Below are 25,918 nucleotides of genomic sequence, written 5' to 3' on the forward strand. Positions count from 1 at the left end.
ACTAAAATCGCAGCATGATTTCCGCCGCCGCCAACCCGTCCGAAATGACCAGCCTGCAGCAAGCCAGCACGGTGGCGGCGGCGCGCGCGCAACAAAGCAGCGCCACAAGCAGTGCCTCTTCAACCCCGCCCGGCGCAAATAGCGCTACCCAATCGACCAGCTCGACACAATCCGACACCAACAAGGCCAGTGCCAACGGCAGCAGCGCGACCACCGGTAAAACGCCCACGGGCGATCCACTGAGCAAATCGCAACAAGCCGAAGTCGATCAGCTGGTCAAAATCGATAAGGAAACGCGCGCGCACGAACAAGCGCATCTGGCTGCGGCCGGGGCGTTGGCCACCAGCGGCGCCAATTACAAGATGACCACGGGGCCCGATGGCAAGCAGTACGCCAATGGCGGCGATGTGTCCGTCGATGTCAGCCCGGGCCGCACGCCCGAGGAGACCATCCGCAAGGCGCGGATTATTCAGGCTGCGGCGTTAGCGCCGTCGCAACCGTCGGGCCAGGATATCGCCGTGGCCGCGCAGGCGCGCGCGATGGAAGCGCAAGCACAAGCCGAGATCAGCGCGCGCGGCAGCAAAGGCCAGCAGGTGGCTGGGGCTTATCAGCCCAGCGATCAGATCAGCCAGTCACTGTTCAGCGCCAGCGCCTGAGCCACACCCTGCCGCGCTAGCCCATCCACGCCAGCAACAACGGCAACAGCAGCGACGTCACCAGCGCATTCAAGCCCATCGCCAGCCCGGCAAACGCGCCTGCGGTACTGGACACCTGCAAAGCGCGCGCGGTGCCGATGCCGTGGCCTGCGATGCCGATCGCAAAACCTTGCACCAAGGGATCGCGTAATTTAAGCGCATTCAATAACGGCACCGCCGCCACCGCGCACAACACGCCAGTCACGATAACGATGCCTGCGGTCAGTGCGGGCAAACCGCCGTGTTGCGCCGACAGCGCCATCGCAATCGGCGTCGTCACTGACTTGGGGGCCAGCGTGGCCAACAGATTGTGGTCGAGTCCGAACAAGCGCCCGAGTAATAACGCCGAGCCGATGCCGACCACGCTGCCGATGGCCAAGGCCAGCAACAGCGGTAAGGCCAGCGCGCGCAGCCGATTGATATTGAGATAGAGCGGCACCGCCAGCGCCACCGTGGCCGGGCCCAGCAGAAAGTGAATCAACCGCACATGGCCAAAGTAATCGGCATACGGTTCGCCCAGCAGCCATAACGCCAGCATCACCAGTGCGATGCCCAGCAGCACCGGATTGCACAGCGCGCGGCGGCCCGAACGTACATACAGCCCATCGGCCAGCAGCCACGCCAGCACCGTCAGCGCCAGCCAGGTGGCGGGTTGCGCCTGCAACGTGGTCCAGACGGCGTTCATGCGCCACTCCGGTAACGCCGTCGCAACAGCCAGTGCAGCACCAGCGCGGTCACTAGCAGCGTAATCAGCGTGGACAAGGCGACCACGACGGCCAGCGCCAGGCCGTGCTGTTGCAACACGTCGCCCAGTACCAGTAAACCCGCACCGGCCGGCAAAAAAAACAATCCGAGATAACTGAGCAGGCTGGTCGCGGTTTTGGCGACGCGTTCATCCACGCGACGGCGCGCCATGCTCCAGAGCAATAAAAGCAACATGCCCGACACAGGGCCGGGCATGGGGAGATGCAATGCAGCGCTGACGGCTTCGCCCGCCACCAGAAAGCTCAGCAGCACTGCAATGCCGTACAGCACGGCGCGTCAGGCCGCCTGCACTTCAGAGCCGCCCGCCGCGGCTTCTTCGGCACGACGCCGCGCGGCATCAGCACGACGATCCAGCGCGGCTTTGCCCGCCACCAGAAAGCCCAAGCCGATAAACGCGCCCGGCGGCAGCACCACAAACAAAAATTGATAATTAAGATCAGCCGGCACCAGATGCAGCACCCAGCTTTTGGCCGCTGCGCCAAACACCAGATCGACGCCGCTAAACAGCGTGCCCTTGCCGATGATTTCACGCAGACCGCCCAGCACCGCCAATACCACGGTGCCACCGATACCCATCATGAAACCATCCAGCGTGGACTGCGCCACACCGTTCTTCGAGGCAAAGGCTTCCGAGCGCGCCAGCACAATGCAGTTGGTGACGATCAGCGGAATAAAGATGCCCAGCACGTTGTACAGCGCGTGCAGATAGGCGTTCATGGCCAGATCAAGGATGGTGACGGCCGCCGCGATAATCAGAATGAATACCGGATTGCGTAATTCATTCGGCACAAACGAGCGCAGCAGCGCCACGCAGCCGCCGCTGCACGCCATCACCAGCGCGGTGGCCAGGCCCAGACTGGTGCCGTTGACCAAGGTGGTGGTCATCGCCAGCGTCGGGCACATGCCCAGAATCTGCACTACGGTGGGATTCTGTTTCCAGACCGCGTTGTGGCTGATGCTGCGGACTTCAGTTTGGGTAATCATGCGGCTTCTCCAAATACCTGCGCCTTGTGCGCCGAGACATAGACCAGCACCTTGCTCACCGCCTTGACCACGGCGCGCGGGCTGATGGTGGCGCCCGCGTTGCTATCAAACGCGCCGCCGTCTTTTTTGACTTTCCAGCCATCCAGCTTGGGGTTGCCCAGCGATTTGCCGGTAAATTGCTCGCTCCAGTTTGACTTGGCGGCATCGATATAATCGCCCAGGCCCGGCGTTTCTTTGTGTTGCACCACGCGCACACCCAGCACGCGGCCATCGGGCGCAATGCCCACCAGCAATTTGATTCTGCCGGCATAGCCGTCGGGCGCGGTGGTTTCCACGACCGCGCCGGTTTCTTTGCCAGCATGTTTGGCCAGGTAAATTGACGACGGTTCATCGTTGCCCAGCGTGCGTGCATCGGCCAGGCTGAGCGTCAATTTATCGGCCAGCAAATTGTTGTCGTAGCTACCGGCCGGCAACACCTGCGCAATCAAGGCGCGCTCGGCATCGGCGGTATTTTTATCGACGATGGATTTGGTGGCGGCATACGTGCCCGCCATTAACGCGGTAAACAGCGTGGTAAACACCAGCAAAGTCAGCGCACCGCGTACGCCGTTGGCCACCATGCTTTTCATGCTTTGGCTCCGGCTTTTTTACGATTCTTGTGCCCGAATACCGAGGGCTGCGTGTACTGATCAATAAACGGCGCGGCCAGATTCAGAATCAGCACGGCGAAGGCCACGCCATCCGGATAGCCGCCAAATACACGGATCAGATAAGTGAGCAGGCCAATCAGTCCGGCAAAAATCATACGGCCCAATGGCGTGGTGGGGCTGGTCACCGGGTCGGTGACGATAAAGAACGCGCCCAGCATCGCCGCACCGCTAAACCAGTGGAATAACGGACTGGTGTAATGCTGCGGGTCCACCAGCCAGAAAATGCCCGCCATACCTCCCAATACCGCGAGGAACGTGACCGGCACAATCCACGGAATCAGCTTTTGCTGCAGCAGATATAAACCGCCCAACAAATACGCCGCGGTAATCCATTCGGTGCCGATGCCACCGATGCCGCCAAACAGTTTCTCATGCAGGATGGTCAGCATATTGGTGTGCTGCATCAGCTGCGTTTTAACCGTATCCAGCGGCGTAGCCGAAGCGACCGCATCAAAGTTAAGGCCGGCGGGCAAATGGCCGGTAAAGATCCATTGCAATTGCGCGGCGGCATCCAGGCTTTGCGGCGCCAGGCCTAACGGGGCCGCCCAATGCGACATTTGCGCCGGAAACGACACAATCATGATGGCAAAGCCGACCATCGCCGGATTAAACGTGTTCTGGCCCAGGCCGCCATACATATGTTTGGCCAGCGCAATCGACATGATCGCCGCCAGCGTAATCATCCACCACGGCGCCAGCGGCGGAAACGACAGCGCCATCAGCCATGCCGTCACAATGGCCGAGCCATCGGTAACGAAAGGCTTGATCGGATAATTGCGCAAACGCAGGCAGAACGCCTCGGTGGCCAGCGCCGCCACGGTGGCCAGGCCAATTTGCACCAGCACGCCCACGCCAAAGAAATACGTATAGGTGGCGATGCCGGGGATCAGCGCGGCGGCCACCTTGAGCATGACCACCTGCAGTGGCGTCGGTTTGATAAAGAACGGTGATGTCGTCATTGTTTCTTCTTGGTTGTTCTGTCACCGCGCGCGGCCACGGCGCCATCAAAGCGAGGGCCGCGCACTGTGTTATTCGCCTGGTTGCTGCTGCGCGGCCTGCCCCGCTTTTTTGGCGGCGGCACGCTCCATCGCTGCGGCAATCTTGGCTTTTTTCTCGGCCTCTTTGGCCGCCTTTTCTTCCGGGCTCATGGCTTCGGCGGCGGCTTTTTCCGCAGCGCGTTTTTCCATGGCGGCACGGATACGCTCGGCCTTTTCGGGGTCCAGCGCGGGCGCTGCGGATTCGACGGCTTGCGGCGCTTCATTGCTGGTGGGTGCGATGGCGGCCTGGCCCATCGGCACGCTCACGGCATCCGGGTCAATCGGGGTGACGCTGTCGCTGGCAGTTTGCGCAGCGGCGGCTTCTACCTTTTTAGCGGCGGCGCGTTCCATTGCCGCTTTGATCTTGGCGGCGCGCTCAGCATCGGCGGCTTCGGCCACATTGCCACCGCTGGCTTCAGTGCGGGCAGCGGCTTTGGCGGCGGCGCGTTCAGCTTTCTCACGCTTTTCACGCTCTTCGCGGAACTGGCGGAATTCGTGGCGTTCACGCGCCTGGTCGGCGGCTTTTTTGGCTTTTTCCGCGGCCCAGATTTCGGACTTGGAAAAGCGGAAATAGTCGACCAGCTGAATATTGGATGGGCACACATAAGCGCAGGCGCCGCATTCAATGCAATCAAACAGATTGCGTTCTTGTGCCTTGCCAAAATTCTTGCTTTTGCCAAACCAGTACAAATCCATCGGCTGCAATTCGGCCGGGCAAGCATCGGCGCATTTACCGCAACGAATACACGGCATTTCTACCGGTTTTTCGGGGAACAACGCGCCGTTTTTGGCAATGATGCAGTTACCGGCTTTAGATAAACCCAATGATGTACCGGGCAATTCAAAGCCCATCATCGGGCCGCCGTAGATATACGCTTGCGAGCCCGGCTTATCACCGGCAAAGGCCAGCAGATCGGCAATCGGCGTGCCAATCAGCGCATCGACATTACCAGGCCGTTGCACATTGCCGGTGATGGTCACCACGCGGCTGATCACCGGTTCGGCGTGTTCGAGTGCGCGATAAATCGTGTAAATGGTGGCGACGTTAAAACACTGCACACCCAGATCGGTGGAGCGCACGCCGGATGGCACTTCAATATTGGTCAGCAATTTAATCAATTGCTTGGCGCCCCCGGACGGATACAGCGTGGGCACCACCACCACATCGGCCGGGAAATTAATGGCGGCGTTTTTCAACGCTTCGCGCATTGCCTGGGCGGCTTGCGGCTTGTTGTCTTCAATGCCCACCAGCACCTGGCGCGCCTGCAGCAAGTGCTGCACGATCTTGATGCCTTCCACCACTTGCGCCGCGCGTTCGCGCATCAGCAGGTCATCGCAAGTGATATACGGTTCGCATTCGGCGGCGTTAATCACCAGCGTATCGAGGCCATCACGTGCGCCGCCGATTTTTAAATGCGACGGGAACACCGCGCCGCCCAGGCCAACCACGCCCATATCGCGCAAATAATCGCGAATGATGCGGCCTTCGGCGTTGCGCCAGTCAAAACGATTACGTTCTATCCAGCGATCTTCGCCATCGCTTTCGATGGTGACGCAATGCTCAGGCAAGCCGGACGGATGCGGCACCAGCGTGGGGCCGACGGCCACCACACGCCCGGAGGTGGGCGCGTGCACGGCGGCAGAAACCGTACCGTCGGCTTCGGCAATCATCTGGCCTTTCAGCACGGTATCGCCCACCGCCACCAGCGCCTTGGCGATATTGCCGATGCTTTGATGCAGCGGCACCACCAACTGGCGCGGCACGGGCATTGCGGCGATCGGGGTTTGCGACGATTCGTCTTTGTGTTCAGGCGGATGCACGCCGCCATGAAACGGGAAAATCACTTTGCTGACTTCGGCGCGCGCGTTCATGCGGCCACCTTGACGGGCGTAAGCGGAATCACGGGATAACGCCATTTCCAACTGGTTACGGTCTCGCCCACCGGCACGATATCAATGCAATCCACCGGGCACGGCGCCACGCACAATTCGCAACCGGTGCATTCGCTCGACACCACGGTATGCACATGTTTGGCCGCGCCCACAATGGCGTCCACCGGACAGGCCTGGACGCACAGCGTGCAGCCGATGCACACCGCTTCATCCACCACCGCCAACGATTTGGGCTTTTCTTCGCCGTTTTCCGCATTCAGTGGTTTGAATTCTTTGCCCAGCAAATCGGCCAGTTTGCGTATGCCATCTTCGCCACCCGGAGGGCAGCGATTGATATCCGCCTCATCGCCGGCAATGGCAGTGGCATACGGTTTGCAACCAGGAAAGCCGCATTGGCCGCATTGGGTTTGCGGCAAGATCGCATCGATCTTGTCCACCAGCGGGTCTTCATCCACTTTGTAACGGATGGCCGCCCAGCCGAGCACTGCGCCCAGCAATAACGCCAGGGCCGCCATAATTCCTAAAGCAAGTACAAACGCAAGCAACATGGGTAATCCGTTATTTCACAAGACCGGAAAAGCCCATGAACGCCAGGCTCATCAGGCCTGCGGTCATAAAGGCAATCGGCGTGCCCTTGAACGGGGCCGGGATATCCGCGCCATCCAGCCTTTCGCGGATTGCGGCAAACAGAATCAGAATCAGGCTGAAACCAAACGAGGAGCCAAAACCGAACACCAACGATTCGGTAAAGCTATGCTTTTGCACCGAATTGATCAGCGGCACGCCCAGCACCGCGCAATTGGTGGTGATCAGCGGCAGATAAATACCCAGCACCTGATACAGCACCGGGCTGGTTTTATGGATGAACATTTCGGTGAATTGCACGATGGCGGCAATCACCACAATAAACGACAGCGTGCGCAGATATTCCACGTGCCACGCCACCAGCAACTGATCAATCAGCCACGACGAGCCCGAGCCCAGCGTCAGCACAAACGCCGTCGCGATGCCCATGCCGATGGAGGCTTCCAGTTTTTTGGATACGCCCATAAACGGGCACAAGCCCAGGATACGCACCAACACCACGTTGTTGACCAGCACAGCGCCAATCAAAAGCAACAGATAGTGATTCAATTCCATGGGGAACCGGTCTCTATATTCATGAAATTACAAGTTTGAGCGGCGGATTATCCAGCCGCCCCATAAGCGTGGCAAGCGATATGTTCAGCTATTCATATAACCGATATGGCATATCGAATAGTCCGAATAACACACATTAATCAAAAGGTTAGCGATGGTACTGCGCGCGCCGTCCAACCTGTCTGGTAATAGTTCTAATAACGCATTGCCGCAATCGCATCTGCGCATTCGGCAATCAGCGTCGGGCCTTTATAAATCAGTCCGCTATACACCTGCACCAGCGTCGCGCCCGCGTGGATTTTCTCGACGGCGTCATCGCCGCTTTCAATGCCACCCACACCAATAATAGGCACTTCGCCTTTCAGTGCTGCGGCCAGATCGCGAATCACCGACGTGGCTTTGGCCCGCACTGGCGCACCGGACAAGCCACCGGCTTGGGCGCCGTTTTTATGATGCTCCACGCCCACGCGCGACAAGGTGGTGTTAGTGGCAATCACGGCATCAATCTGATGCGTCACCAAACGGTCGGCCACTTCCTGAATCTGATGCGCGTCCAGATCCGGCGCAATCTTCAGCGCCAGCGGCACATAACGGCCGTGCTTGTCGGCCAGCATCTCCTGCTTGAGCTTGAGCGTGGCCAGCAAATTGGATAATTCATCCGCCTGCTGCAACTGGCGCAGGTTCTTGGTATTGGGCGACGAGATATTCACCGTTACATAGCTGGCGTATTCGTACACCTTGTCCAGGCAGATCAGATAATCATCGACCGCATTTTCGATCGGCGTATCAAAGTTCTTGCCGATATTGATACCCAGCACGCCTTTGTAATTGGACTTGCGCACGTTTTCGATCAGCGCATCCACACCGTCATTGTTAAAGCCCATACGGTTGATGATGGCGTGCGAATCGGTCAGCCGGAACATGCGCGGCTTGGGATTGCCCGGCTGCGGCCGCGGCGTGATGGTGCCGATTTCAATAAAGCCGAAGCCCAGATCGGCCAATGCATCGATATGGTCGCCATTCTTGTCCAGCCCCGCCGCCAGTCCCACCGGATTGGCAAATTGCAGGCCCATCATTTCGGTGGGGCACTGCACTTGCGCGGGCATGACTGTGCGCAGCACGCCCAGATCATGCGCAAAGTCGAGCGAACCCAACGTCACCTGGTGCGCGGTTTCGGGCTTCAACAAAAACAACAGCGGTCGTACGAGAGGATATGGCATCGGGTTTGGCGATCTGGTCCGGGTGGGGTCAACAAGCTAAACAAGCAGGCTACGCTTGATGGAGTGCGCCTGATCCGGTCTGAATCAAGCGCGGGCCCGCCATTACGGATTGAGTTTGACGGCGGCGTCGAACGTATTCTGCATCAGCGTGGCCACGGTCATCAGGCCCACGCCGCCCGGCACCGGGGTAATCCACGCGGCGTTCTGGCTGGCGGCTTCAAATTCGACATCGCCGCACAGCTTGCCGTTATCCAACCGGTTGATACCGACGTCGATCACAATTGCGCCGGGCTTGATCCACTCGCCTTTTACAAAATTGGGGATACCCACGCCCGCCACCACCACATCGGCGTTGCGTACTTTCTCGGCCAGATCGCGGGTTTTGCTATGGCATACGGTGACGGTGGCGCGCGCCAGCAACAGTTCCAGCGCTTGCGGGCGACCCACAATATTGGATGCACCCACCACCACAGCGTCTTTGCCCACCAGATCAATGCCGGTTTTTTCCAGCAAGGTCATCACGCCACGCGGCGTGCACGGGCGCAGCAGCGGCATTTTCAGCGCCAGCCGGCCAATGTTGTACGGGTGGAAACCATCGACATCCTTGTTCGGATCGATCAGCTCGATGATTTTTTCGGCATTGATATGGCCCGGCAGCGGCAGTTGCACCAGGATGCCATCCACCGCGTCATCGGCGTTCAGTTGTTGCACCAGCGCAATCAGATCGGCCTCGGTCGTGTCGGCCGGCAAATCATGCGCAATCGACGTAATGCCCGCATTGGCGCACTGGCGTTTTTTATTGCCCACATAAACTTGCGAGGCCGGATCGCTGCCGACCAGCACCACGGCCAGCGCGGGCGCACGCTTGCCGCCGGCCACACGGGCATCAACCTGCGCCCGCACTTGCTGAATGATCTCTTGCGAAATAACTTTGCCATCGAGAATTTGTGCGGGCATGCGGCGAGCTCCGTAAATGCGGGTTCTGATAATGGCCGCCATTCTCGCATTTTTCAGTCCCCAGGCTCAATCTCGGGGTTGACGGTGTGCGGACTCATCGCTATAGTCTCGGTCTCTTCGGGGCGTAGCGCAGTCTGGTAGCGCATCTGGTTTGGGACCAGAGGGTCGTGAGTTCGAATCCCACCGCCCCGACCCGTATTAAAGTGTGTGCACTGGCACGCAACATGTAGCCTGCTTCAAGAACGGGTGCCCGTAGCTCAACTGGATAGAGCAACGGCCTTCTAAGCCGTAGGTTACAGGTTCGATTCCTGTCGGGTGCGCCACATTCGCGGTGTAACAACCGGCGAAAAGCAAGTTTCAGGATTGATGCTCTTGCGTTGGTCCAAGCCGTTTTGTGGTGGCTGTAGCTCAGTTGGTAGAGTCCAGGATTGTGATTCCTGTTGTCGTGGGTTCGAGCCCCATCAGCCACCCCAGGTAATACTCAAAAAGCCCGCTTCTCTGAAGCGGGCTTTTTGTTTTGCTGCGCCGCTGACCCGATAGTCGCGGCGCCCTACCCGTCTCAATCCTTCTGAAAACTACCCCAGCCATCATTGCGCCCGCCATAGCGCGCCGAATATTTGGCCAACAGATTCTCATAGCCCGTGATCTGCGCGTGCGTGGGCAGCAGCACCGGATGCAATTGCACCTGCCACGGCAACTCTTTGTGCTGCGGATATTCGCTAAACGACACTTTCTGATCGTTGCGCAGCATATACACCGCAAACCGGATCGCCGCGTCTTCAGTCGGAAAAATCACCGAAAAATCAAACTCGCGCCGCACCGCCAGGTTGTCGCCGTCTTTCGCCATCTGCCAGAGCACATCACCGTTTTCATCGGCAGGAAATTGTTGGTCGTCGCGCGCCATATCGTTGTGATGTGCCAGTGTCTAAAGCGCGCAGCTTAACAAAGGCGGCTTGCTTGCACAGACGGCAGCCTGCCAGCCGCGTCGGTAACGCCGCCCAACGGCCGCAAGCAGGCGACGTGCGTCGGCGCAGTCCACGCATTTAAGTAAGCATTAAGACAGAATAAGGTTTATTGAGCGCTTATCGTCGCCGTTGCGGTCAACCTGTTAATGCCGTCGCAAACCGTGCTGCGGACGGTGGCTGTGTAGTGCAACACACGTCACTACGCGGGTCAGCGGCCCATCAAAGCCAACATCGATGCGAGTTAGCGCCGATGCTGCAGTGCGTCACATTTCGTCAGCTGGATGCTTGCGCGCCCTATACCTTTCGAACTCGATCAGTTAGCATTGCACTGAACGTAATTTACGACGGTCTGTCAGATGTCCCATTCCGACAAGAACCGTAATACCCGTGAGACCGCCATGCTTGCATTGAAAACCGCCTTCTGGGGCACCATCGAACGACCAAGTAGCTTGCGTCTGGCCTGGCGCCAGCTCAAAGGCGCGCGTGCAACCTGGCAGAATTTTTTCTACGATTTCAACCGCTATCGCAAGCATTCGGCCACCTACCATCTCAACAGCGCCGAAACCCTGCGCTCGCGCATCATCGCCTCGTATCACAACATTGAAAAAGGCCTGTCGCTGCCCAATCCACGCCTGGGTTTTGGCGCGGAAAACATCGGCTATCTGCTGTCTTATCTCAATGAATATCTGTCGCGTTATGGCGTGGACGAATTCCTCAGCGTGCCGGCTTCGGTGTTGCGCGCTTATGTAAACTTCAACGAATCCAACGGCAAACTCGATTACCCGCATAAAGACGCCATCAAAAAGTTTATTGCCGCCGTTGGCGATAAATTCCCTGATCCGCAAGGCGGCACCATCAAGGTCACGCGGGAAGAAATTGAAGCGGTTACGGCGGGTGTCACCGCCGACTTCTTTAATAAACGCTTTAGCGTGCGCCAGTTCTCCAAGCGCGAAGTGGATCGCGCCGATATCGACGCCGCGATTGCCATTGCATTAAAAGCCCCTGCAGTCTGCAATCGGCAAAATGGTCATGTCCATGTGGCTGAATCACCCGAACTGGTGGCCAAACTGCTGGAAATGCAAGGCGGTGCGCGCGGCTTTGGTCAGGGCGTCAATCGCTTGTTAATCGTCACCAATCGTCTGACCAATTTCTGGGGCATGGCCGAACGTAATCAAGCCTGGATTGATGGCGGTTTGTTTGCCATGAGCCTGCTGTACGGTTTGCATTCGCGCAATCTGGGCGCGTGCTGCCTTAACTGGAGCAAGATGGTCGATACGGACCGCAAGATGCATGAATTCCTCGGTTTGCCCGATTCGGAAGTCATCATCATGTTTATTGCGGTGGGCCATTTGCCCGATGCACTGGAAGTCGCGCGTTCTTATCGCAAGCCGGTTTCAGAAGCGCGCAGCTATATCACGCGGAGCGTTAATTAATGAGCCGCAAGTTGTTGGCGGCGGCTTCGGTCGTTTCGCGTCTGGTGGTGGGTTCGGGCGCATTTATCATCATTGGCCATTACATTCCGCCCGAGGCATTTGGCCGTATTTCGGTGTTTTTTGCTGCGGCCTCAATGATGTGCCTGGTCGCCGATTATGGTTTACAGAATCCGGCCTTGCGCGCGATGTCGATCAATGCCGACAAAGCCGCTTACGAGATCAACGAATACACGCTATTCCGTATTCTGATGGGGCTGGTGGTGTCCGCCGTGACGCTGCCCTTTTTGTGGGGCACCGGGTTTATCCATCCGGCCGATACGCTGATCTTTGTTTATCTGTTTCTCTCGGTATTTGTCAGCGCCCATGCTGACTTTATCCAGATCTATTTCCGCGCCACCAACCGCTATTCGGTCGAAGCATATATCTCGATCGCGTCCGGCATCATGCATATGGTGTTTATTGCACTGGCGGCAGCATTAACCCGCGATGTTCAGTTTATTTCGCTGGCCTATCTGGTTTCGCGCTCGTTGTATTTGCTGATTTCATATGTGGTGGTGCGCCGCTATATCGCGTTTGGCCGCTGGACCCGCGATGAGATCGCCGCGCATTTCCGCGCGTTTATGCGCAATAGCTACAAGCGCAAAAGCTACGCCGCCGATACGGTGATTACCGCATCGTTTAGCCAGGTCGACGTGCTGATGGTGAACTACTTTTTTGGCGCGCACGGTGTGGGCGTCTATCAATTGGGCGCGAAGGTGGTCCAGTTCAGTCTCGCCATCGTGCAGGTATTTACCATTACCTATGTGCCGCAAATGTCGCGCGCATTGCATGCGGGCAAAGAAGGCGCATTGCACGCCGCGCAGTTATTGCGCCGCGCGACCATTGAACTGGTCATTGCCGGGGTCGTGTTTTCCGCCTTGATGGTGTATGCCTTGCCGCCCGCCATTGTGATGTTCTTTGGCGAGAAATATCACGAGGTCAACACGCTGTGGTTTGCCTTGGGGATAGGCGTAATTGGCCGCTGTGCCGCCGCATCCTTTGGCATTGCATTGATTGCGCTGGATAAACCCTCGGTACGCGCTGCAGGCCAGACTTTTATCATCGTGTTTTACATTCTGACCGGTCTGTATATCTATCCCACCTTTGGCTTTAGCCATATCGCCAGCGTGATTTCATTGGCATTGTGGGCCGCCACCGCGTTTTATCTGATCAGCACCTATCGGGTTGCGCCGCAATTGGTGCGCGATGCCTTCCTGCCACGTCGCATTGCCCGGCCGCAAGGCAGCGGGCTGGATGAAATCGGTAAAGCCGACGATGACAATCAGACCGGCGCGCCGCCCATGACCGTCGCCACCGAAAGCAAAAAAGCCTGATTGCAGCGGGCCAATGAATACAAAAAGGGGAAGCCGTTGCGCTTCCCCTTTTTGCTAATTCGCTGGCTTTACCACACGTTATAAACGCGACCGGTTTGCGCGCCTTCCACGCTGCGCACATAAGCTTGCGCTACGCGTGTGGCGGGCACCGATTCAAAGCCCGGAAATGAGCTGCCATAGGCGGCCAAGGATTCAGTCAATACGGTGGGGCTGACGGCATTAATGCGCGCGCCCTGCGCCAATTCGATGGCCGCGCCGCGCACAAAGCCTTCCAGCGCCGCATTTACGCTGCTGGCATTGGCGCCATTGCGAATCGGTTCGTGCGCCACAATGCCGCTGGTCAACGTCATCGAGCCGCCCACATTCAAATAATGCTGCCCGATCAGCGCTATGCGGATCTGGCCCAACAACTTGTCTTGCAAGCCGATATTGAATTGCTGCGCCGTCATGTCCGTCAGTGGCCCGAAATGCATTTTGCCGACGGTAGAAACAATGGCATCCACGCGCCCGACCCGTTCAAACAAGGCTGTAACACTGGCGTCGTCGGTGATATCCACTTGTAGCTCGCCCGAGGTTTTGCCAGCGCGGAGCAATTGATGCCGTGGTTCCAATGCCGCGCTAACCGCTGCGCCGACGGTACCGGTCGCGCCAATAATCAGGACTTTCATGGTGTGCACTCCTGTTAATCAATCAAGAGCGCCCATTGTTGCGTGATTAAATCGCCAGAAAAATGCCGATATACTTAGCGCAATACAAACCAGGAGTTAGCAATCCATGGACCGTTTGCGCGGTATGGAGGTATTTGTTGCGGTGGTCGAAAGCGGCAGCCTCAGCAAAGCAGCCGAGCAATTCGAAATCTCGGCGGTTATGGTGGGCAAACATATCCGGCAACTGGAAACCCATCTGGGCGCGCGGCTATTGCAACGTAGTACCCGGCGACAAAGCCTCACCGACGCGGGCGCCGCATTTTTTGCCCATTGCCGCACCGTGCTGGAAGAAGTGCGCCGCGCTGAACTGGCCGTCGAAAGCCTGCAGGCCACCCCACAAGGCACATTGCGAATCAGCGCGCCCACTACGTTGGGCAGTTGGATCATTGCGCCGCTATTGGCCGATTTTTTGCGCGCCCATCCGCAAGTCAATGCCGAACTGGTGCTCAGCGACAGTCGCGCCGATTTAATCAAAGAGCGGTTTGATATTGCCGTGCGCATTGGCGAATTGGGTTCGGACGAATTGGTGGCACGCCCAATGGGCGCGTATCGCATGGTGATTGCGGCGGCGCCCGATTATCTGGCGCGGTTTGGCACGCCGCATTCGTTGGCGGATTTAGCGCAGCATCGCTGCTTGAGCCATCTGGCGTGGAGTAATCGCAATGCGTGGCAATTAAACGATACGGCGGGTGCGGGCGCATGGCCCGCAGAGAGCCGTTTTACCGCCAATGATGGCAATGCATTGCGCCTCGCCGCCTTGCGCGGTGCGGGTTTGATTTTGCAGCCCGCCGTATTGTTGGCCAACGATATTGCCGCAGGCCGACTCACACCGGTATTGGCAGATTATTTGCCGCCAGCGCGGCCTATCCATCTGGTGTATTTGCCAGACAGCCAGCCGCGCCCCAAATTAACCAGCTTTGTGGCCTTTATGCTGCAACATCCGCTTTAGCCATAGGTGGACTCGGGCACCGTTTGTTTCAGCCACACCTGCATCGGCCCCGCCGCGCGATTGTGCCAGGCGTAATACGGAATGGCGGTTAATTGCACATCGCGCGCCGACTGCCAACCGCTGCCACCCTGCTCCTGATACAAGGCGTTATTCCAGCGCCGCTCCGGCATAGGCAAACGCCCCAACAAGCGCAATACCACCACGCCATCAAGCAATTCAGGCTCCCAATCAATCGCGCTATCGTGGCCAGTCGGCAGTTCAATATCGAGTAATGAAACGCCGGGATGATCGGCCGCCTCAACGCAATACAGCAACGGCCCGCGCATTAACGCCACGCGGCCGGCGTTTTCCAGTACATGCGGATGGCTTTGCATGACGCGCACCGGCATGGGCAGAGAAATACGAATACGATCACCCGGTTGCCATACGCGTTGCAGTTTTAAATATTGGCCCGCTTCAATTTCATGGGCTTCGGCTTTTCCATTAATGCTGACGCTGGCTTGCGGTCCTGCCCACGTCGGTATCCGCAGCATCAAATCAAAGCGATGACTGGCGTCGACGGTGATTTCAATATCGCCATCCCATGGATAGCGGGTCTTTTGAGTCAGGCCGACGCGCCATCCCTCCAGATCGATATCGGCCGTATTGTCGGCATATAAATGCACCCAGATTGCGCCGGGGCTGGTGCTGTAAACCGAGCCGCTTAATGCGGCGATTGTGCGCGCCACATTGGGCGGGCAGCAGGCGCATTCGTACCAGGTCTGGCGGCTGTGGCTGCCGTCATTAGCCAATGGATTGACATAGAAATAGCGTTTTCCATCCAGCGACCAGCCCGGCAGCATTGCGTTATACAGCGTGTGCTCGATCAGCTCGGCATATTGCGCATCGCCGGTGGCGGCCAGCATGCGCTGATTCCACATCATGCTGCCGATAGCGGCGCAGGTTTCGGTATAGGCCTGTGCATTGGGCAATTCGTAATCCGCGCCCAGCGCTTCGCCGTGATGGCGCGAACCCAATCCACCCGAGATATAAATCTGGTGCGCCTGCATATGCCGCCACAATTGCGTCAGCGTTTGCAGCAAGGACGGATCGCCGGTTTCAAGAAATACATCGGCCGCGCCCGAGTTGTAATACAGCGCGCGCACCGCATGCCCCGCCATGGCATTCAACTTGCGCAATGGCGCGTGATCCTGAAAATACTCCAGACCAAACCAGCCGCCTTTTAACTGGCCATAACCGCGCGCATCAATAAAGTGTTCAGCCTGGCGCAAATAGGCGGCATTGCCGGTTTCGCGATACAACTCCACCAGCGCCAGCTCGATTTCTTCGTGACCATCTATGCCCGGATTCTTGCCCTCCACCACGCTGCCAAATACCGCGCAAATCAGATCAGCAAAACGGATCGCCACATTCAACAGGCGGCGATTTCCCTGGGTGCGATGGTGCGCCACAGCGGCCTGCAATAAATGGCCCGCACAATACAATTCGTGGTTGTCGCGCAAATTGCTCCAGCGTTCATCGGCGCGCTCCACTGCATACCAGGTATTCAGATAACCGTCGGCGCATTGTGCGGCTTCAATCAAATCCAGTACCAGATCCAGCTTTTCCTGCAAACGCGGCGAAGGTTCGACGGCCAATACCCAGCAGACCGCCTCAATCCACTTATAAACGTCGGTATCGTTAAATACCTTGCCGCGAAACGGGCCCATATCCGGGTTCTGTAGACGGCGGAAATTATCCAGATTGCCCCATTCCTCCAGCTGCTCAAACTGGGTTAACAAAGACACGCGCGCATTGCGCGCCTGGCGCGGCCCCCAGAATTGCCCGCCCAGCGTAACCGCCAATGGTGAAACCGGTAATAACCTGGCAAACGGGCTGCTGGCCAGATTGATTGCGCGAGGGCGTGCAGCTTGCTGTAGAAGATTCATAGCGACATTCCTGGAGTGGGGTCAGGCCTTGACGGCGCCGGCAATCAAGCCGTGGATATAAAACCGTTGCAGCAATAAAAACAGAAAGGCGCAGGGCAGAATGCTGATGCTGATACCGGCTTGCATCACACCCCAATTAACCCCGCCCATAAATTGCGATTGCGCGCTTTGCAACAGCACCGGCAAAGTGAATTTATCGGCGTCGGTAATCAGCACCAGTGCCACCAGCAATTCATTCCACGCGGTAAAAAAGGCAAATAAAGCGACGGTAACAATGCCCGGCGTCACCACCGGCAACATCACGCGCCAAAGTGTGCTGACCACATTGCAGCCATCCAGCGTCGCGGCTTCTTCCAGCTCGCGCGGCACGCAATCAAAGGAATTGCGCATCATGAAAATGGAAAACGGTAACTGGAATGTGCTGTAGACCAGCGCCAGCCCCAGCAAAGAATTATGCAAATGCAGCACATTCAGCAAAATAAACAGCGGCGTCAGAATGGACTGGAACGGAATCATCATCGTGGCCAGCACCAACATAAACACCACGCTTTTATAGGGAAAACGAAAGCGGCTAAAACCATATCCGCCCAATACCGATAACACCGTCACCCCGATGACGGTCATCAAGCTCACGCAAGTGCTATTCCATAAATAACGCCCGATGCCGACGCCCACATCGGTTAATGCGGCGTAGTTTTGCCACGAGAAATGCGAAGGCCAGAAAGTGGGCGGCGAAGCGGACGCTTCTGCGGCCGGTTTGAATGAAGTCAGCACCGACCAGAAAATCGGAAACAAAAACAAAACCATCACGCCGCTGGCAAAGGTCAGCAATAAAATTCGCCCCCACGGCCAATGCCGGCTGGCCTGAGCTGTGGGCTCGACCGGGGCGGAATGGGCAGGCGGCGCGGTAGAGGGGAAATCATCGAGCGTTAAAGTCGGTTGCGACATGGCGATCTCCTTGCGTCAATCGTCGCTGCGCAGCAAATAAAGCTGCACAAAACTCATGACGATTAAAATCAGCAACAGCACCACCGACATGGCTGAGGCATAGCCGACTCTGGAATAGGTGAATGCGGCGCGATAAATCCAGAACACCACCGGGATGGTGCTGTTTTGCGGCCCGCCGTGCGTCATGATGTAAAACTGATCAAATGCCAGATAAGACCCGATGACCGAAACCGTTAATGCCAGCGCAAAGGTCTGGCGCATCAACGGCAAGGTGATATAGCGCAATTGATGCCAGCGGTTAGCCCCATCAATGCGTGCCGCTTCGTATAAATCTTCGGGGATGGCCTGCATCCCCACCAACAGCAGCACCATGGTAAAACCGGTCATTTTCCAGGTGACCATGGCGACAATCGACAGCAATGCGCTATTGGCGCTATCAAACCATTGCACCGGTTCATCAATTAAATGCAATTGCATCAAAATAGCGCTGAATATCCCCACCTGGTCGTTATACAACCAGACCCATAACAGACTGGCCGCACTCATGCCGATGACCACGGGCAAGAAATACGCGGTGCGAAACAGACCGGATAAACGCCCCGGCTGTTGCACCACCAATGCCAGAATGAACGCGGCAATAAACAAGGCGGGCGTAACCAGCAAGGTGTAGCGCGTGGTAAACCACAGACTGTCCCAAAAGGAAGCGTCTTGCAGCAATTGCACATAATTAGCCAGGCCGCTAAAACTGCGCGGACCGAATAATGGCCAGTCGTGCAAAGACATCCACAAAGTCATGGCCAAAGGTACAAAGAAAAACACGGCAATCATGGCCAGGCACGGCGCAACAAACAAACCACCGGCAATGGCCTGACGGCGAGACAAACTGGCAATCATGACGCTCCCCCGAGGGATGCCACCCGCACCAAGGCGGGTGGCGCATTACGCGGATTATTTGCTGCTGAGAATTTCGTTAAAGCGCGTTTGGGCTTTTTTGACCGCGGCATTGACGTCGCCACCATAAACGGCGTCTTGCACCAGCGTGGCCCACGGGCCGTTATTGTCGTTAATCAATTGCGGAAACTTGTCGCTATAGGGGGCCTGGCCTGCGCTAAACGCATCAAAGGCAATCTTTAAACGCGGATCATCTTTGTAATAAGCCGGCCCCAGATCAGAGCGCACCGGAATGCTGCCGTTTTTGGCAAAGTATTCGGTTTGCACCGCATCGCTAAGACACCACGTCATGAATTGATAGGCCACGTCGGCGTGTTTGCTGCCTTTGGGTATCGCAATGGAATCGCCGCCTGCAAAGCTGCCGGTACCGCCTTTTTCACCCGGGAATGGCGTGATGCCGAAGTCTATTTCCGGGTGTTCGCGTTTCAGCAAACCAATGGCAAATGCGCCGGTGCCGACCATGCCCACTTTGCCGGTCAAAAAGGTATTGATGAAATTCTGCCCGTTATCGGTTTTGGAACCCGCGGAAATCTGCCCACTACTCCACATGCGGTGATAAAACTCAAGCGCGTCTTTTACCTGTGGTTTATCCAGTGTGGCGGTTTTGCCATCGGCGCTAAGTATGTCGCCGCCCGAGGCCCAGATATAGGGTGCAAAGGTAAAGATCTGGCAGCCGCCACATGCGCCAGAGAAATAAAAGCCTTTAACGCCCCCACCCAATGCGGTGATCTTTTTGGCATTAGCCTCAATCGTGGCCCAGTCTTTGGGCGGATTGTTGGGGTCCAGCCCGGCCTTCTTGTACAGGCCTTTGTTGTACAACAGCACGGATCCTTCTGCACTGAATGGCAAGGCATATTGGCGGCCATTGGCATTGGCCAGACGCATATGCGCTTTCGACAAGGTATTGGCAAATGGCAGCGCTTTGGCCTTATCGGTGATATCCGTCAACTGCCCGGCTTTAGCTAATTGCGGCACATAAATCAGATCGACCGCCAGAATATCCGGCACATTGCCCGATGCGGCCGCGGTGCCGAATTTGGTAATGAAATCATCATTGGGAATGACGGTCAGGCTGATTTGCTCTTTATGGCTGCCATTCCATGCCTTCACCAATGGCTGCGCCACCGCTGAATCCTGCATGCGTACCCAGAATGTCACATTGTCATCCGCCTGCGCCCAGGCAGAAGCCAGCATCAGCAGGCTTGCGCCCAGTTGCAGCGTTGCCCTTCCAGAGAAATTCATGATGGAACTCCGTTTTCGAGGGATATGTGCCATCGGGGTCGACGGCATGTAGTTCTGGCGGCAATACTACAGCGCCAAAGCCGACCCACAAGCGGCGAAAACGGCACAAAACAGGACGATTCCGACTTGATGCGACGCAGCGAAGCGCAGTTTTACGCCGCCATCCTTCGCGATATGGACAAATCAGACACCAATAAGGACGCAACCGATGTTGCACTTTGATCCCACGCTGGGCGTGCAGGCGCATAACGGCGGTTTGTTTGTGGCGGCCAGTGCCCATTGGCGCCATCCCGAACGCAAACTGGCGTCTTACGAGCTGGTTTTTGTAAAAGAAGGCGTGCTGTATCTGACCGAAGCGGGCGAAGAATTCGAAGTCCGGCCCGGCGAAGCGCTGTTGTTGTGGCCAGGCCGACTACATCGGGGGCACCGCCCGGCCAGCCGCGATCTGAAATTTTATTGGGTGCATTTCACGCTGGATGCGCCTGCGGCTGACGTCGGATTGCATGCGCGCCAACATGCCAGCGTGGCGCGCCCTGATCATCTGACCGCGCTATTCCGACGCCTTCTGGATGATCAGGAATTATTTGGCGCGCGCTCGGCCACGTTGAGTTTGCTATTGATGCTGATGCTGTGCGAACTGGCGCGTTCCGGCGTTTCGGCGCGCGCCCCGGATAGCCGCCCGGCCGCATTGGCCGGCAAAGCGGAAGTGGTCATCCAGACCAAATTTCAGGATGCAATCAGCGCATCCAGTATCGCCACTGAATTGCGCTGCAATCCTGATTATCTGGGCCGGGTATTTCGGGCTGAATATGGCAAAACGGTCACCGACGCCATTAATGAACGCCGCATCCGCCATGCCTGCGCTTTATTGGCCGAAACCCGCAGCGGCATTGACGATATCGCCCGCCAGTGCGGCTTTGCCGATACCGCGTATTTCCGCCGGATGTTTAAACGACTGCAGGGCATGACGCCGGGGGGATTTCGCATGCTGCATACGCGTACGCATATCAATCATGGCTAGCGGGGTGTAATGCCGCTGTTTGCAGCGTGCCTTCCCACGCTGCGGCGACATCTTTGAAATCGATATGCACATGGTTGCCGTTAAAACTGAAAATATAGGTGATCGGCCAACCTTGTCGTATTACGACCTGTTCGATTTCCAGCGTTTTTGCATCGCGCCAATGCGCCCGGAATGACAACGGCGATTGCGGGTCGTCCGATTGGCGCCAGGTGCCGTCAATATTAGCCACAAACTGGCGCTGCCCCGGTGCTGTTCCCTGCCACGTCTGGCTGACCGTCATCTGGTCTGGGGCAAAATCAAAACGGAAACTGCCTGCCGGTTTGCCTGCCTCGGTTAGCGTGATCAGCTTGCCGTTCAATTCGGCTTCCAGTGGCGAATGCGACGGGCTTTGCGGCGCAGGATGAAGCAGTTGCGCAATACGGGCATTCAATTTGTTCAGGGCTGCGGCATTGTCAGGCAATACATCCTGCGTATTGGGCTGAATAAAATACTGCACCAGCGCATTGAAATCTGGCTCTTGCGCGTATTTAAACGCGTAGCGCCGCGAGGTAATCACCATGGAAATATCGTAGCGGGGCAGCACGGCAATATATTGACCACCGCCGCCTCTCGCCACATACCATTCGCGATTGCGCGTGGTCCACCATTGCGCCCCATAAAAGTCATCAAGCGGGCTGTCGGGTGTAACCGGGTATAGCGGCGCAGTGGCGTAATCCACCCAAGCGCGAGGGATTAACTGCTGGCCCGCATATTGGCCGTGCTGCCGATATAACTCGGCAAATGCCATCAAATCGGTTGGCAATGCATAAATGCCACGTGATCCGTTAACGTGGCCCTGCGCGTCCTTGTCCCATTCCACCGGTGCAAAGCCCAAAGGCGTAAACAACTTTTGCTGCGCGTAGTCGGCAAAAGGCATACCTACAGCCCGGGATACCATCAGGCTGATCAAATGGGAGCCACCGCTGTTGTAATTCCACTTACCCACCAATTCAGGCGCGCGCGCATGCTGCAAGACGTAACGTCCCGCGTCCTGCGCAATGTGCATTTGCGCCAGTTCTTTCGGATCGTCACCCCAGAGCAAGCCGGATTGCATGCCCAGTAATTGCCGGAGCGTAATGGCCCGCGCGTTGGGCAGATCGGCATATTGCGGCAAGACCTTGGCGACGGTGTCATCCAGCGATAATTTGCCCTCGGCAATGGCCAGCCCGGCCAGGGTGGAGGTAAAGCTTTTGGTCGCCGAATTAATCTGATGCGCAATGCCCGGATTAAACGGCGCGACATAGGCTTCCAATACCAGTTTGCCGTGCCGCGCCATCAATACGCTGTCGGTATCAAAGCCATTGCCCTGCAAGTAATCGAGCATGCGCAGCAATCGGTCCGAATCCAGCCCCTGCGATTCCGGGGTAGCTTTGGGCAAATCCACGGCGTAGCCATTTGCCGTACACAATGCGCCAAGCGCCAATGCAAACCAGCGGATCATCACATTCTTTGGAGTAACGAGGTGCTGCCCACTATAGGCATGCATTTTTGATAAGGCAAAACCCTTATTCGGTATTGGCCGTGCCGCGCCAACGTAGGCTCTCTTCCCAACTTGCCGTCAGCATCCGCCGCAATCCGCAGTTGCGTTACACCGCTGCCCTAATATCAAAGTTAGCCTTGGTTTTTAATCAGATAAACAGAGCGAGGATGCGGTGGCGCGAGGGCGGCGGTGGGTTTGGTGGAGCGGCGTAACGCTATTGGTGATTGCCATGCTGGGCGTGGGCGGCTGGTATTTGTATTTGTGGGAGCTCAAGCAGCATGTGATTGCCGCATTGGGCACCACGGGCACCGCCGAGCGCATCGAAACCGGCTGGTCCACCGTGACACTGACAAATGTGCGTTTGCGCGCCACCGAAGATTGGCCGGAAGGCGATACGTTTCGCGCGCGTGAGGTAGTTTTTGATTTTGACCCGGATGCGTTATTGCACCGGCAATTGCATATCCAGCAAGTGAATGTGCGTGGCTACTATCTGGCGGTGCGCCGCACGCCCGAGAAAAAAATCGCGCTATTGCCCAATCTGAAACGCCCGGATAGCGATGCGGCCGCGCCCAATAGCCGCGCCAAGCTGATCGACCATGTGGTGTTTGATGATGGCGATGTGGCTTTCTTTGATGAAGCCATCCGCAAACCCGCCTACAAGATCACGGTAAAACAAGTGCATGCCACGGTGGACCATCTGCAGCCGCCCGCCTTTACCGAACCCTTCCAGCTGGATTTAACCGGCAAATTGCCGGGCAAAGGCCGCGAAGGCACGGTGAAGTTTGCGGGCTGGATCAACAAATCAACCAGTGATTCGCAAAGCAAAACCGTGTTAACCAATGTCGATATCGCCGCGCTTGATCCGTATTTGCTGAAAAAAGCCAATACGCTGCCGGATCTTAAAAATGGCGTAATCGATCTGAATCTGGATGCCACGGTTAAAGACAAACAGATCAAGGCGCATGGCGCGTTTACATTGCGCAATCTGGAACCGGTTAAAGAGCCCGGCTTGCATCCGATCAAGGCTTTGCTGCGTTTGCCCGAAAAGGCCGAGCTGGCCGCATTAAAAGACGACAAAGGCCAGATCACGCTCAATTACGAAGTCAGCGGCAATCTGCATCAGCCCAAATTTGCGCTGACCGATAGCCTGCCCAAAAAAATGGCCGGAGGATTGCCGAAAGTATTGGGTACGGGAGTTGAAAAAGCCGGCAGCGCGGTCAAGAAAACCTCCGATACCTTGCTGGATTTGATTACGCCGTAACGCCAACGCCACGGCGTAATCGATGCCGGATTAACTGCCCGCCGACTTAGCGAATTACATCGTTATGTTTCTTGTTGTAGATGTGATTGCTTTGGCGGTTTTCGGCGTTCTGGATATGGCGTTGCTCATTGGCGCCGACATGACCGTTGCGGGCGGCACGCGCTTCGCGCTGGTCGACTTTGGCCTGGCCCCGTTCTAGCGCACCGGCCTCACGATGAGTGAGCGTGTCGTTTTTAACGCCGTTTTCGATGCGCTGGTCCTGATTGATATTGCGTTGCACATCGGCCTGCAAACGCTGGCTGGATTCGCTATTGGGGTTGCCCACTGCGCCATTGGATTTATCGCGCGTAATGGCCTGGCTCACCTGATTTTGTTCGCGCTGGATGCGGGCTTTTTCTGCGGCGGACAAATTGCCGTTACGCTCGGCATTGGCCTGGTTGCGGTCGATGCGCGCTTCATCCTGCTCCAGCCGGCCCGCCTCTTGCGTGGTCAGGCTGCCCGATTGCAGACCTTGTTCAATGCGCGCCTGTTGATGCGTATCACGCTGCACTTCTGTCGCGGTATCGGCCGCATACGCGCCGCTATATAACGCGGCACCGGCAATGGCGAGCAACAGAGCGGTCAGGGTTACGTTTTTCATCGGGGATTCTCCATAGTCGTTGTTGGTTTTGCAGCACGCTTTAATGCGTGCATAAATCCATAACGCCAGGGTCTAAAAGCCCGATTACGCGCGGATTGTGTGCGCACGTAACCTCATGTGCAAAAGCGTGAATCGGATCACGAATCAGACATTAAATGCCGATGCCATTCGCTTTATTTAAACAGCAATAACACGGCGACCCCTGCCAGCAATACCGCAAATACGCGTTGCACCTGCACGGCGGGCAAACGCTGGACCAACAAGCGGCCGCTGGCCATACCTGCGGCCACCGCCAGCACAAACCACAGCGTAAATGGCAGCGGTAACGTCATGCCGCGCTGCACGGCGTTAAGCACCGTGCCGATGCCCACCAGCGCAATCACCATCAACGAGGTCGCAATCACCGCATGCAGCGGCGCACGCGTATAGCGCTGTAGCAGCGGCACCATCACAAAGCCGCCACCCACGCCCAACAGGCCGGATAAAACGCCGGTAAGCGTGCCTACAGCCGCCAGTAACACGGCGGTGGGCCATGTCCAGATAAAGCGACCCCTGTCGGCATCGATTTGCGCCGCCAACCGGAATTGCGCGGGGCTCGTGCGGGCCGCCGCGCTGCGCCATTGCCGCAGCGCTACGCCAGCCAGAATCAACGCAAAGGCCTGCAGCAAAAGATGCGGGCTGAGCCGGTGCGCCAGCAGCAGACCCAACGAACTGGCGGGGATGCCGCACGCGGCCATCAAGAGCGCCGCGCGATATCGCACCAGGCCTTTGCGCAGGCCTTCCAGCGCGCCGAGCGTAGCGCCGGCCGCCACGGCGATCAAAGCCACCGGCGTGGCCTGCTGCAGACTCCAACCCAGGCTGGCCACCAACGCGGGCACCGCCAAGATGCCACCGCCGGCGCCGGTGAGCCCCATCAACGCGCCCAACACCGCGCCACAGACCAGCGCCAGCAACATCAGCGCGTCCCTCGGATGAGGGCGCAATGAGCGCGGATGATCGTGGCGGCGGGTATGGCGGAAGCGAAAATCATGGCAAGGGGCGCAGAAAAAGCGGGCGCGCCAATATAGCGGGTGGACTTGTACCGATCAAACGCAAGCGGTGGCAGCGCTGCGCAACGCCATCAGCTTTGGGGACGCTCCGCCGCGGCCTTCAGCGCCTGCAACACCTCGGCAAAATCGCCCGTCACCATCGGGCCCAGTTCTGCGGCTTGCGGGCCACTGATCTCTGTGGCGTATGTGATGCGCGTATTGCCGTCGGCCTCGGGCTCGATGCGGTGGTGCACCAGCACGCGATTGCCCTCGATGAGGGTCTCATCGGTAAAGCCCTGGTTGGGCTGCACGTCCAGCAAGGTGCTGGTGAAGGCGATGCCATCCGGCAATTGCATCAAAAACGTGGTGCCCGCCGCAAAGGGGCCATGCAGCGTGATCTCGGCAATGCCGGCGTTCCAGCTTTTCCAGCCGGGGACATCGGCCATCAAGGCCCAGACGCGTTGCGGGCTGGCGGAAGTGGTTTGACTATATTGGCTGGTCCACATCAGGGCGTACTCCGGTTGCAAAGGTGGCCAGCATACCTGATCGCCC

At 57.4% G+C, this 25,918-nt stretch carries 26 protein-coding genes and 3 tRNA genes; 9 read left to right on the forward strand and 20 right to left on the reverse strand.

What is annotated here, in order from left to right; genetic code table 11:
- Positions 1–14 precede the first annotated feature (14 nt).
- The gene (locus WG78_RS09880) at positions 15–656 is read left to right on the forward strand and encodes a putative metalloprotease CJM1_0395 family protein (RefSeq protein WP_053937644.1); all 642 of its coding nucleotides are present in this window, start codon (positions 15–17) and stop codon (positions 654–656) included.
- A 16-nt stretch (positions 657–672) separates the two neighbouring features.
- On the opposite strand, the gene WG78_RS09885 is transcribed toward WG78_RS09880, so the two are convergent.
- From WG78_RS09885 to folD, 10 genes are all read right to left on the reverse strand, one after another.
- Complete coding sequence (locus WG78_RS09885) at positions 673–1,380, reverse strand: LrgB family protein (RefSeq protein WP_053937645.1); 708 nt, start codon at positions 1,378–1,380, stop codon at positions 673–675.
- Positions 1,377–1,730, reverse strand: a complete 354-nt coding sequence (locus WG78_RS09890; protein WP_053937646.1) for a CidA/LrgA family protein — start codon at positions 1,728–1,730, stop codon at positions 1,377–1,379. The genes WG78_RS09885 and WG78_RS09890 overlap by 4 nt, the downstream gene beginning before the upstream one ends.
- A gap of 6 nt (positions 1,731–1,736) precedes the next feature.
- Complete coding sequence (locus WG78_RS09895; RefSeq protein WP_053937647.1) at positions 1,737–2,444, reverse strand: electron transport complex subunit E; 708 nt, start codon at positions 2,442–2,444, stop codon at positions 1,737–1,739.
- On the reverse strand, positions 2,441–3,073 hold the full coding sequence (gene rsxG, locus WG78_RS09900; RefSeq protein WP_053937648.1) for an electron transport complex subunit RsxG: 633 nt from the start codon (positions 3,071–3,073) through the stop codon (positions 2,441–2,443). Before rsxG ends, WG78_RS09895 begins: the two co-directional genes overlap by 4 nt.
- Positions 3,070–4,113, reverse strand: coding sequence for an RnfABCDGE type electron transport complex subunit D (locus WG78_RS09905; RefSeq protein ID WP_053937649.1), 1,044 nt, complete (start codon positions 4,111–4,113; stop codon positions 3,070–3,072). Before WG78_RS09905 ends, rsxG begins: the two co-directional genes overlap by 4 nt.
- Positions 4,114–4,182: 69 nt before the next feature.
- Positions 4,183–6,063 (reverse strand): electron transport complex subunit RsxC, encoded by a 1,881-nt coding sequence (gene rsxC, locus WG78_RS09910; protein WP_053937650.1) that lies wholly within the window; start codon positions 6,061–6,063, stop codon positions 4,183–4,185.
- Entirely contained in the window at positions 6,060–6,632 is a 573-nt protein-coding gene (gene rsxB / locus WG78_RS09915) for an electron transport complex subunit RsxB (RefSeq protein ID WP_053937651.1), read from the reverse strand. The genes rsxC and rsxB overlap by 4 nt, the downstream gene beginning before the upstream one ends.
- Positions 6,633–6,642: 10 nt before the next feature.
- On the reverse strand, positions 6,643–7,224 hold the full coding sequence (gene rsxA, locus WG78_RS09920; RefSeq protein ID WP_053937652.1) for an electron transport complex subunit RsxA: 582 nt from the start codon (positions 7,222–7,224) through the stop codon (positions 6,643–6,645).
- 194 nt (positions 7,225–7,418) lie between these two features.
- Positions 7,419–8,444: a quinone-dependent dihydroorotate dehydrogenase gene (locus tag WG78_RS09925; protein ID WP_053937653.1), complete on the reverse strand. Its 1,026-nt coding sequence runs from the start codon at positions 8,442–8,444 to the stop codon at positions 7,419–7,421.
- A 102-nt stretch (positions 8,445–8,546) separates the two neighbouring features.
- The gene (gene folD, locus WG78_RS09930; RefSeq protein WP_053937654.1) at positions 8,547–9,401 is read right to left on the reverse strand and encodes a bifunctional methylenetetrahydrofolate dehydrogenase/methenyltetrahydrofolate cyclohydrolase FolD; all 855 of its coding nucleotides are present in this window, start codon (positions 9,399–9,401) and stop codon (positions 8,547–8,549) included.
- Between the two features lie 118 nt (positions 9,402–9,519).
- Here folD and WG78_RS09935 point away from each other — a divergent pair.
- The 3 genes from WG78_RS09935 (at position 9,520) to WG78_RS09945 (ending at position 9,874) form a co-directional block, all read left to right on the forward strand.
- Positions 9,520–9,593 (forward strand) — tRNA-Pro (locus tag WG78_RS09935).
- A gap of 54 nt (positions 9,594–9,647) precedes the next feature.
- Positions 9,648–9,724, forward strand: a tRNA-Arg gene (locus tag WG78_RS09940).
- A 74-nt stretch (positions 9,725–9,798) separates the two neighbouring features.
- Positions 9,799–9,874 (forward strand) — tRNA-His (locus WG78_RS09945).
- An 86-nt stretch (positions 9,875–9,960) separates the two neighbouring features.
- Here WG78_RS09945 and WG78_RS09950 read toward each other — a convergent pair.
- On the reverse strand, positions 9,961–10,305 hold the full coding sequence (locus WG78_RS09950) for a ribonuclease E inhibitor RraB (RefSeq protein ID WP_053937655.1): 345 nt from the start codon (positions 10,303–10,305) through the stop codon (positions 9,961–9,963).
- A 459-nt stretch (positions 10,306–10,764) separates the two neighbouring features.
- On the opposite strand from WG78_RS09950, the gene WG78_RS22065 reads away from it, so the two are divergent.
- Together WG78_RS22065 and WG78_RS09960 are read left to right on the forward strand one after the other, a co-directional pair.
- Positions 10,765–11,799 (forward strand): nitroreductase family protein, encoded by a 1,035-nt coding sequence (locus WG78_RS22065; protein WP_161805092.1) that lies wholly within the window; start codon positions 10,765–10,767, stop codon positions 11,797–11,799.
- Positions 11,799–13,172 (forward strand): lipopolysaccharide biosynthesis protein, encoded by a 1,374-nt coding sequence (locus WG78_RS09960; RefSeq protein WP_053937656.1) that lies wholly within the window; start codon positions 11,799–11,801, stop codon positions 13,170–13,172. Before WG78_RS22065 ends, WG78_RS09960 begins: the two co-directional genes overlap by 1 nt.
- A gap of 68 nt (positions 13,173–13,240) precedes the next feature.
- Here the strand turns inward: WG78_RS09960 and WG78_RS09965 are convergent, their stop codons facing one another.
- On the reverse strand, positions 13,241–13,840 hold the full coding sequence (locus WG78_RS09965; RefSeq protein ID WP_053937657.1) for a short chain dehydrogenase: 600 nt from the start codon (positions 13,838–13,840) through the stop codon (positions 13,241–13,243).
- A gap of 106 nt (positions 13,841–13,946) precedes the next feature.
- On the opposite strand from WG78_RS09965, the gene WG78_RS09970 reads away from it, so the two are divergent.
- On the forward strand, positions 13,947–14,828 hold the full coding sequence (locus WG78_RS09970) for a LysR substrate-binding domain-containing protein (RefSeq protein ID WP_053937658.1): 882 nt from the start codon (positions 13,947–13,949) through the stop codon (positions 14,826–14,828).
- On the opposite strand, the gene WG78_RS09975 is transcribed toward WG78_RS09970, so the two are convergent.
- The 4 genes from WG78_RS09975 to WG78_RS09990 are packed head-to-tail and all read right to left on the reverse strand — an operon-like array spanning position 14,825 to position 19,897.
- A complete protein-coding gene (locus WG78_RS09975; RefSeq protein WP_053937659.1) occupies positions 14,825–16,756 on the reverse strand; it encodes a glycoside hydrolase family 127 protein in 1,932 nt (643 codons plus the stop codon). The two genes, WG78_RS09970 and WG78_RS09975, sit on opposite strands and share 4 nt — an antisense overlap.
- A gap of 21 nt (positions 16,757–16,777) precedes the next feature.
- A complete protein-coding gene (locus tag WG78_RS09980) occupies positions 16,778–17,704 on the reverse strand; it encodes a carbohydrate ABC transporter permease (RefSeq protein WP_083458893.1) in 927 nt (308 codons plus the stop codon).
- A gap of 15 nt (positions 17,705–17,719) precedes the next feature.
- Positions 17,720–18,598, reverse strand: coding sequence for a carbohydrate ABC transporter permease (locus WG78_RS09985; RefSeq protein WP_053937660.1), 879 nt, complete (start codon positions 18,596–18,598; stop codon positions 17,720–17,722).
- A gap of 54 nt (positions 18,599–18,652) precedes the next feature.
- Positions 18,653–19,897, reverse strand: a complete 1,245-nt coding sequence (locus WG78_RS09990) for an ABC transporter substrate-binding protein (protein ID WP_161805093.1) — start codon at positions 19,895–19,897, stop codon at positions 18,653–18,655.
- 208 nt (positions 19,898–20,105) lie between these two features.
- Here WG78_RS09990 and WG78_RS09995 point away from each other — a divergent pair, with 208 nt between their 5' ends.
- Positions 20,106–20,918, forward strand: a complete 813-nt coding sequence (locus WG78_RS09995; protein ID WP_053937661.1) for a helix-turn-helix transcriptional regulator — start codon at positions 20,106–20,108, stop codon at positions 20,916–20,918.
- Here WG78_RS09995 and WG78_RS10000 read toward each other — a convergent pair.
- Positions 20,905–22,398 carry a serine hydrolase domain-containing protein gene (locus WG78_RS10000; RefSeq protein ID WP_053937662.1) on the reverse strand — a complete coding sequence of 498 codons (1,494 nt, stop codon included), beginning with the start codon at positions 22,396–22,398 and terminating at the stop codon, positions 20,905–20,907. The genes WG78_RS09995 and WG78_RS10000 overlap by 14 nt on opposite strands.
- A 211-nt stretch (positions 22,399–22,609) precedes the next feature.
- On the opposite strand from WG78_RS10000, the gene WG78_RS10005 reads away from it, so the two are divergent.
- Positions 22,610–23,698, forward strand: coding sequence for a DUF748 domain-containing protein (locus tag WG78_RS10005; RefSeq protein ID WP_444541703.1), 1,089 nt, complete (start codon positions 22,610–22,612; stop codon positions 23,696–23,698).
- A 46-nt stretch (positions 23,699–23,744) separates the two neighbouring features.
- Here WG78_RS10005 and WG78_RS10010 read toward each other — a convergent pair whose 3' ends face one another.
- From WG78_RS10010 to WG78_RS10020, 3 genes are all read right to left on the reverse strand, one after another.
- Complete coding sequence (locus tag WG78_RS10010; RefSeq protein WP_053937664.1) at positions 23,745–24,338, reverse strand: hypothetical protein; 594 nt, start codon at positions 24,336–24,338, stop codon at positions 23,745–23,747.
- Between the two features lie 173 nt (positions 24,339–24,511).
- On the reverse strand, positions 24,512–25,294 hold the full coding sequence (locus WG78_RS10015; protein ID WP_053937665.1) for a sulfite exporter TauE/SafE family protein: 783 nt from the start codon (positions 25,292–25,294) through the stop codon (positions 24,512–24,514).
- A gap of 164 nt (positions 25,295–25,458) precedes the next feature.
- Entirely contained in the window at positions 25,459–25,872 is a 414-nt protein-coding gene (locus WG78_RS10020; protein WP_053937666.1) for an SRPBCC family protein, read from the reverse strand.
- Between the last annotated feature and the right edge of the window lie 46 nt (positions 25,873–25,918).

This window comes from Amantichitinum ursilacus, assembly GCF_001294205.1.
GTDB lineage: Bacteria > Pseudomonadota > Gammaproteobacteria > Burkholderiales > Chitinibacteraceae > Amantichitinum > Amantichitinum ursilacus.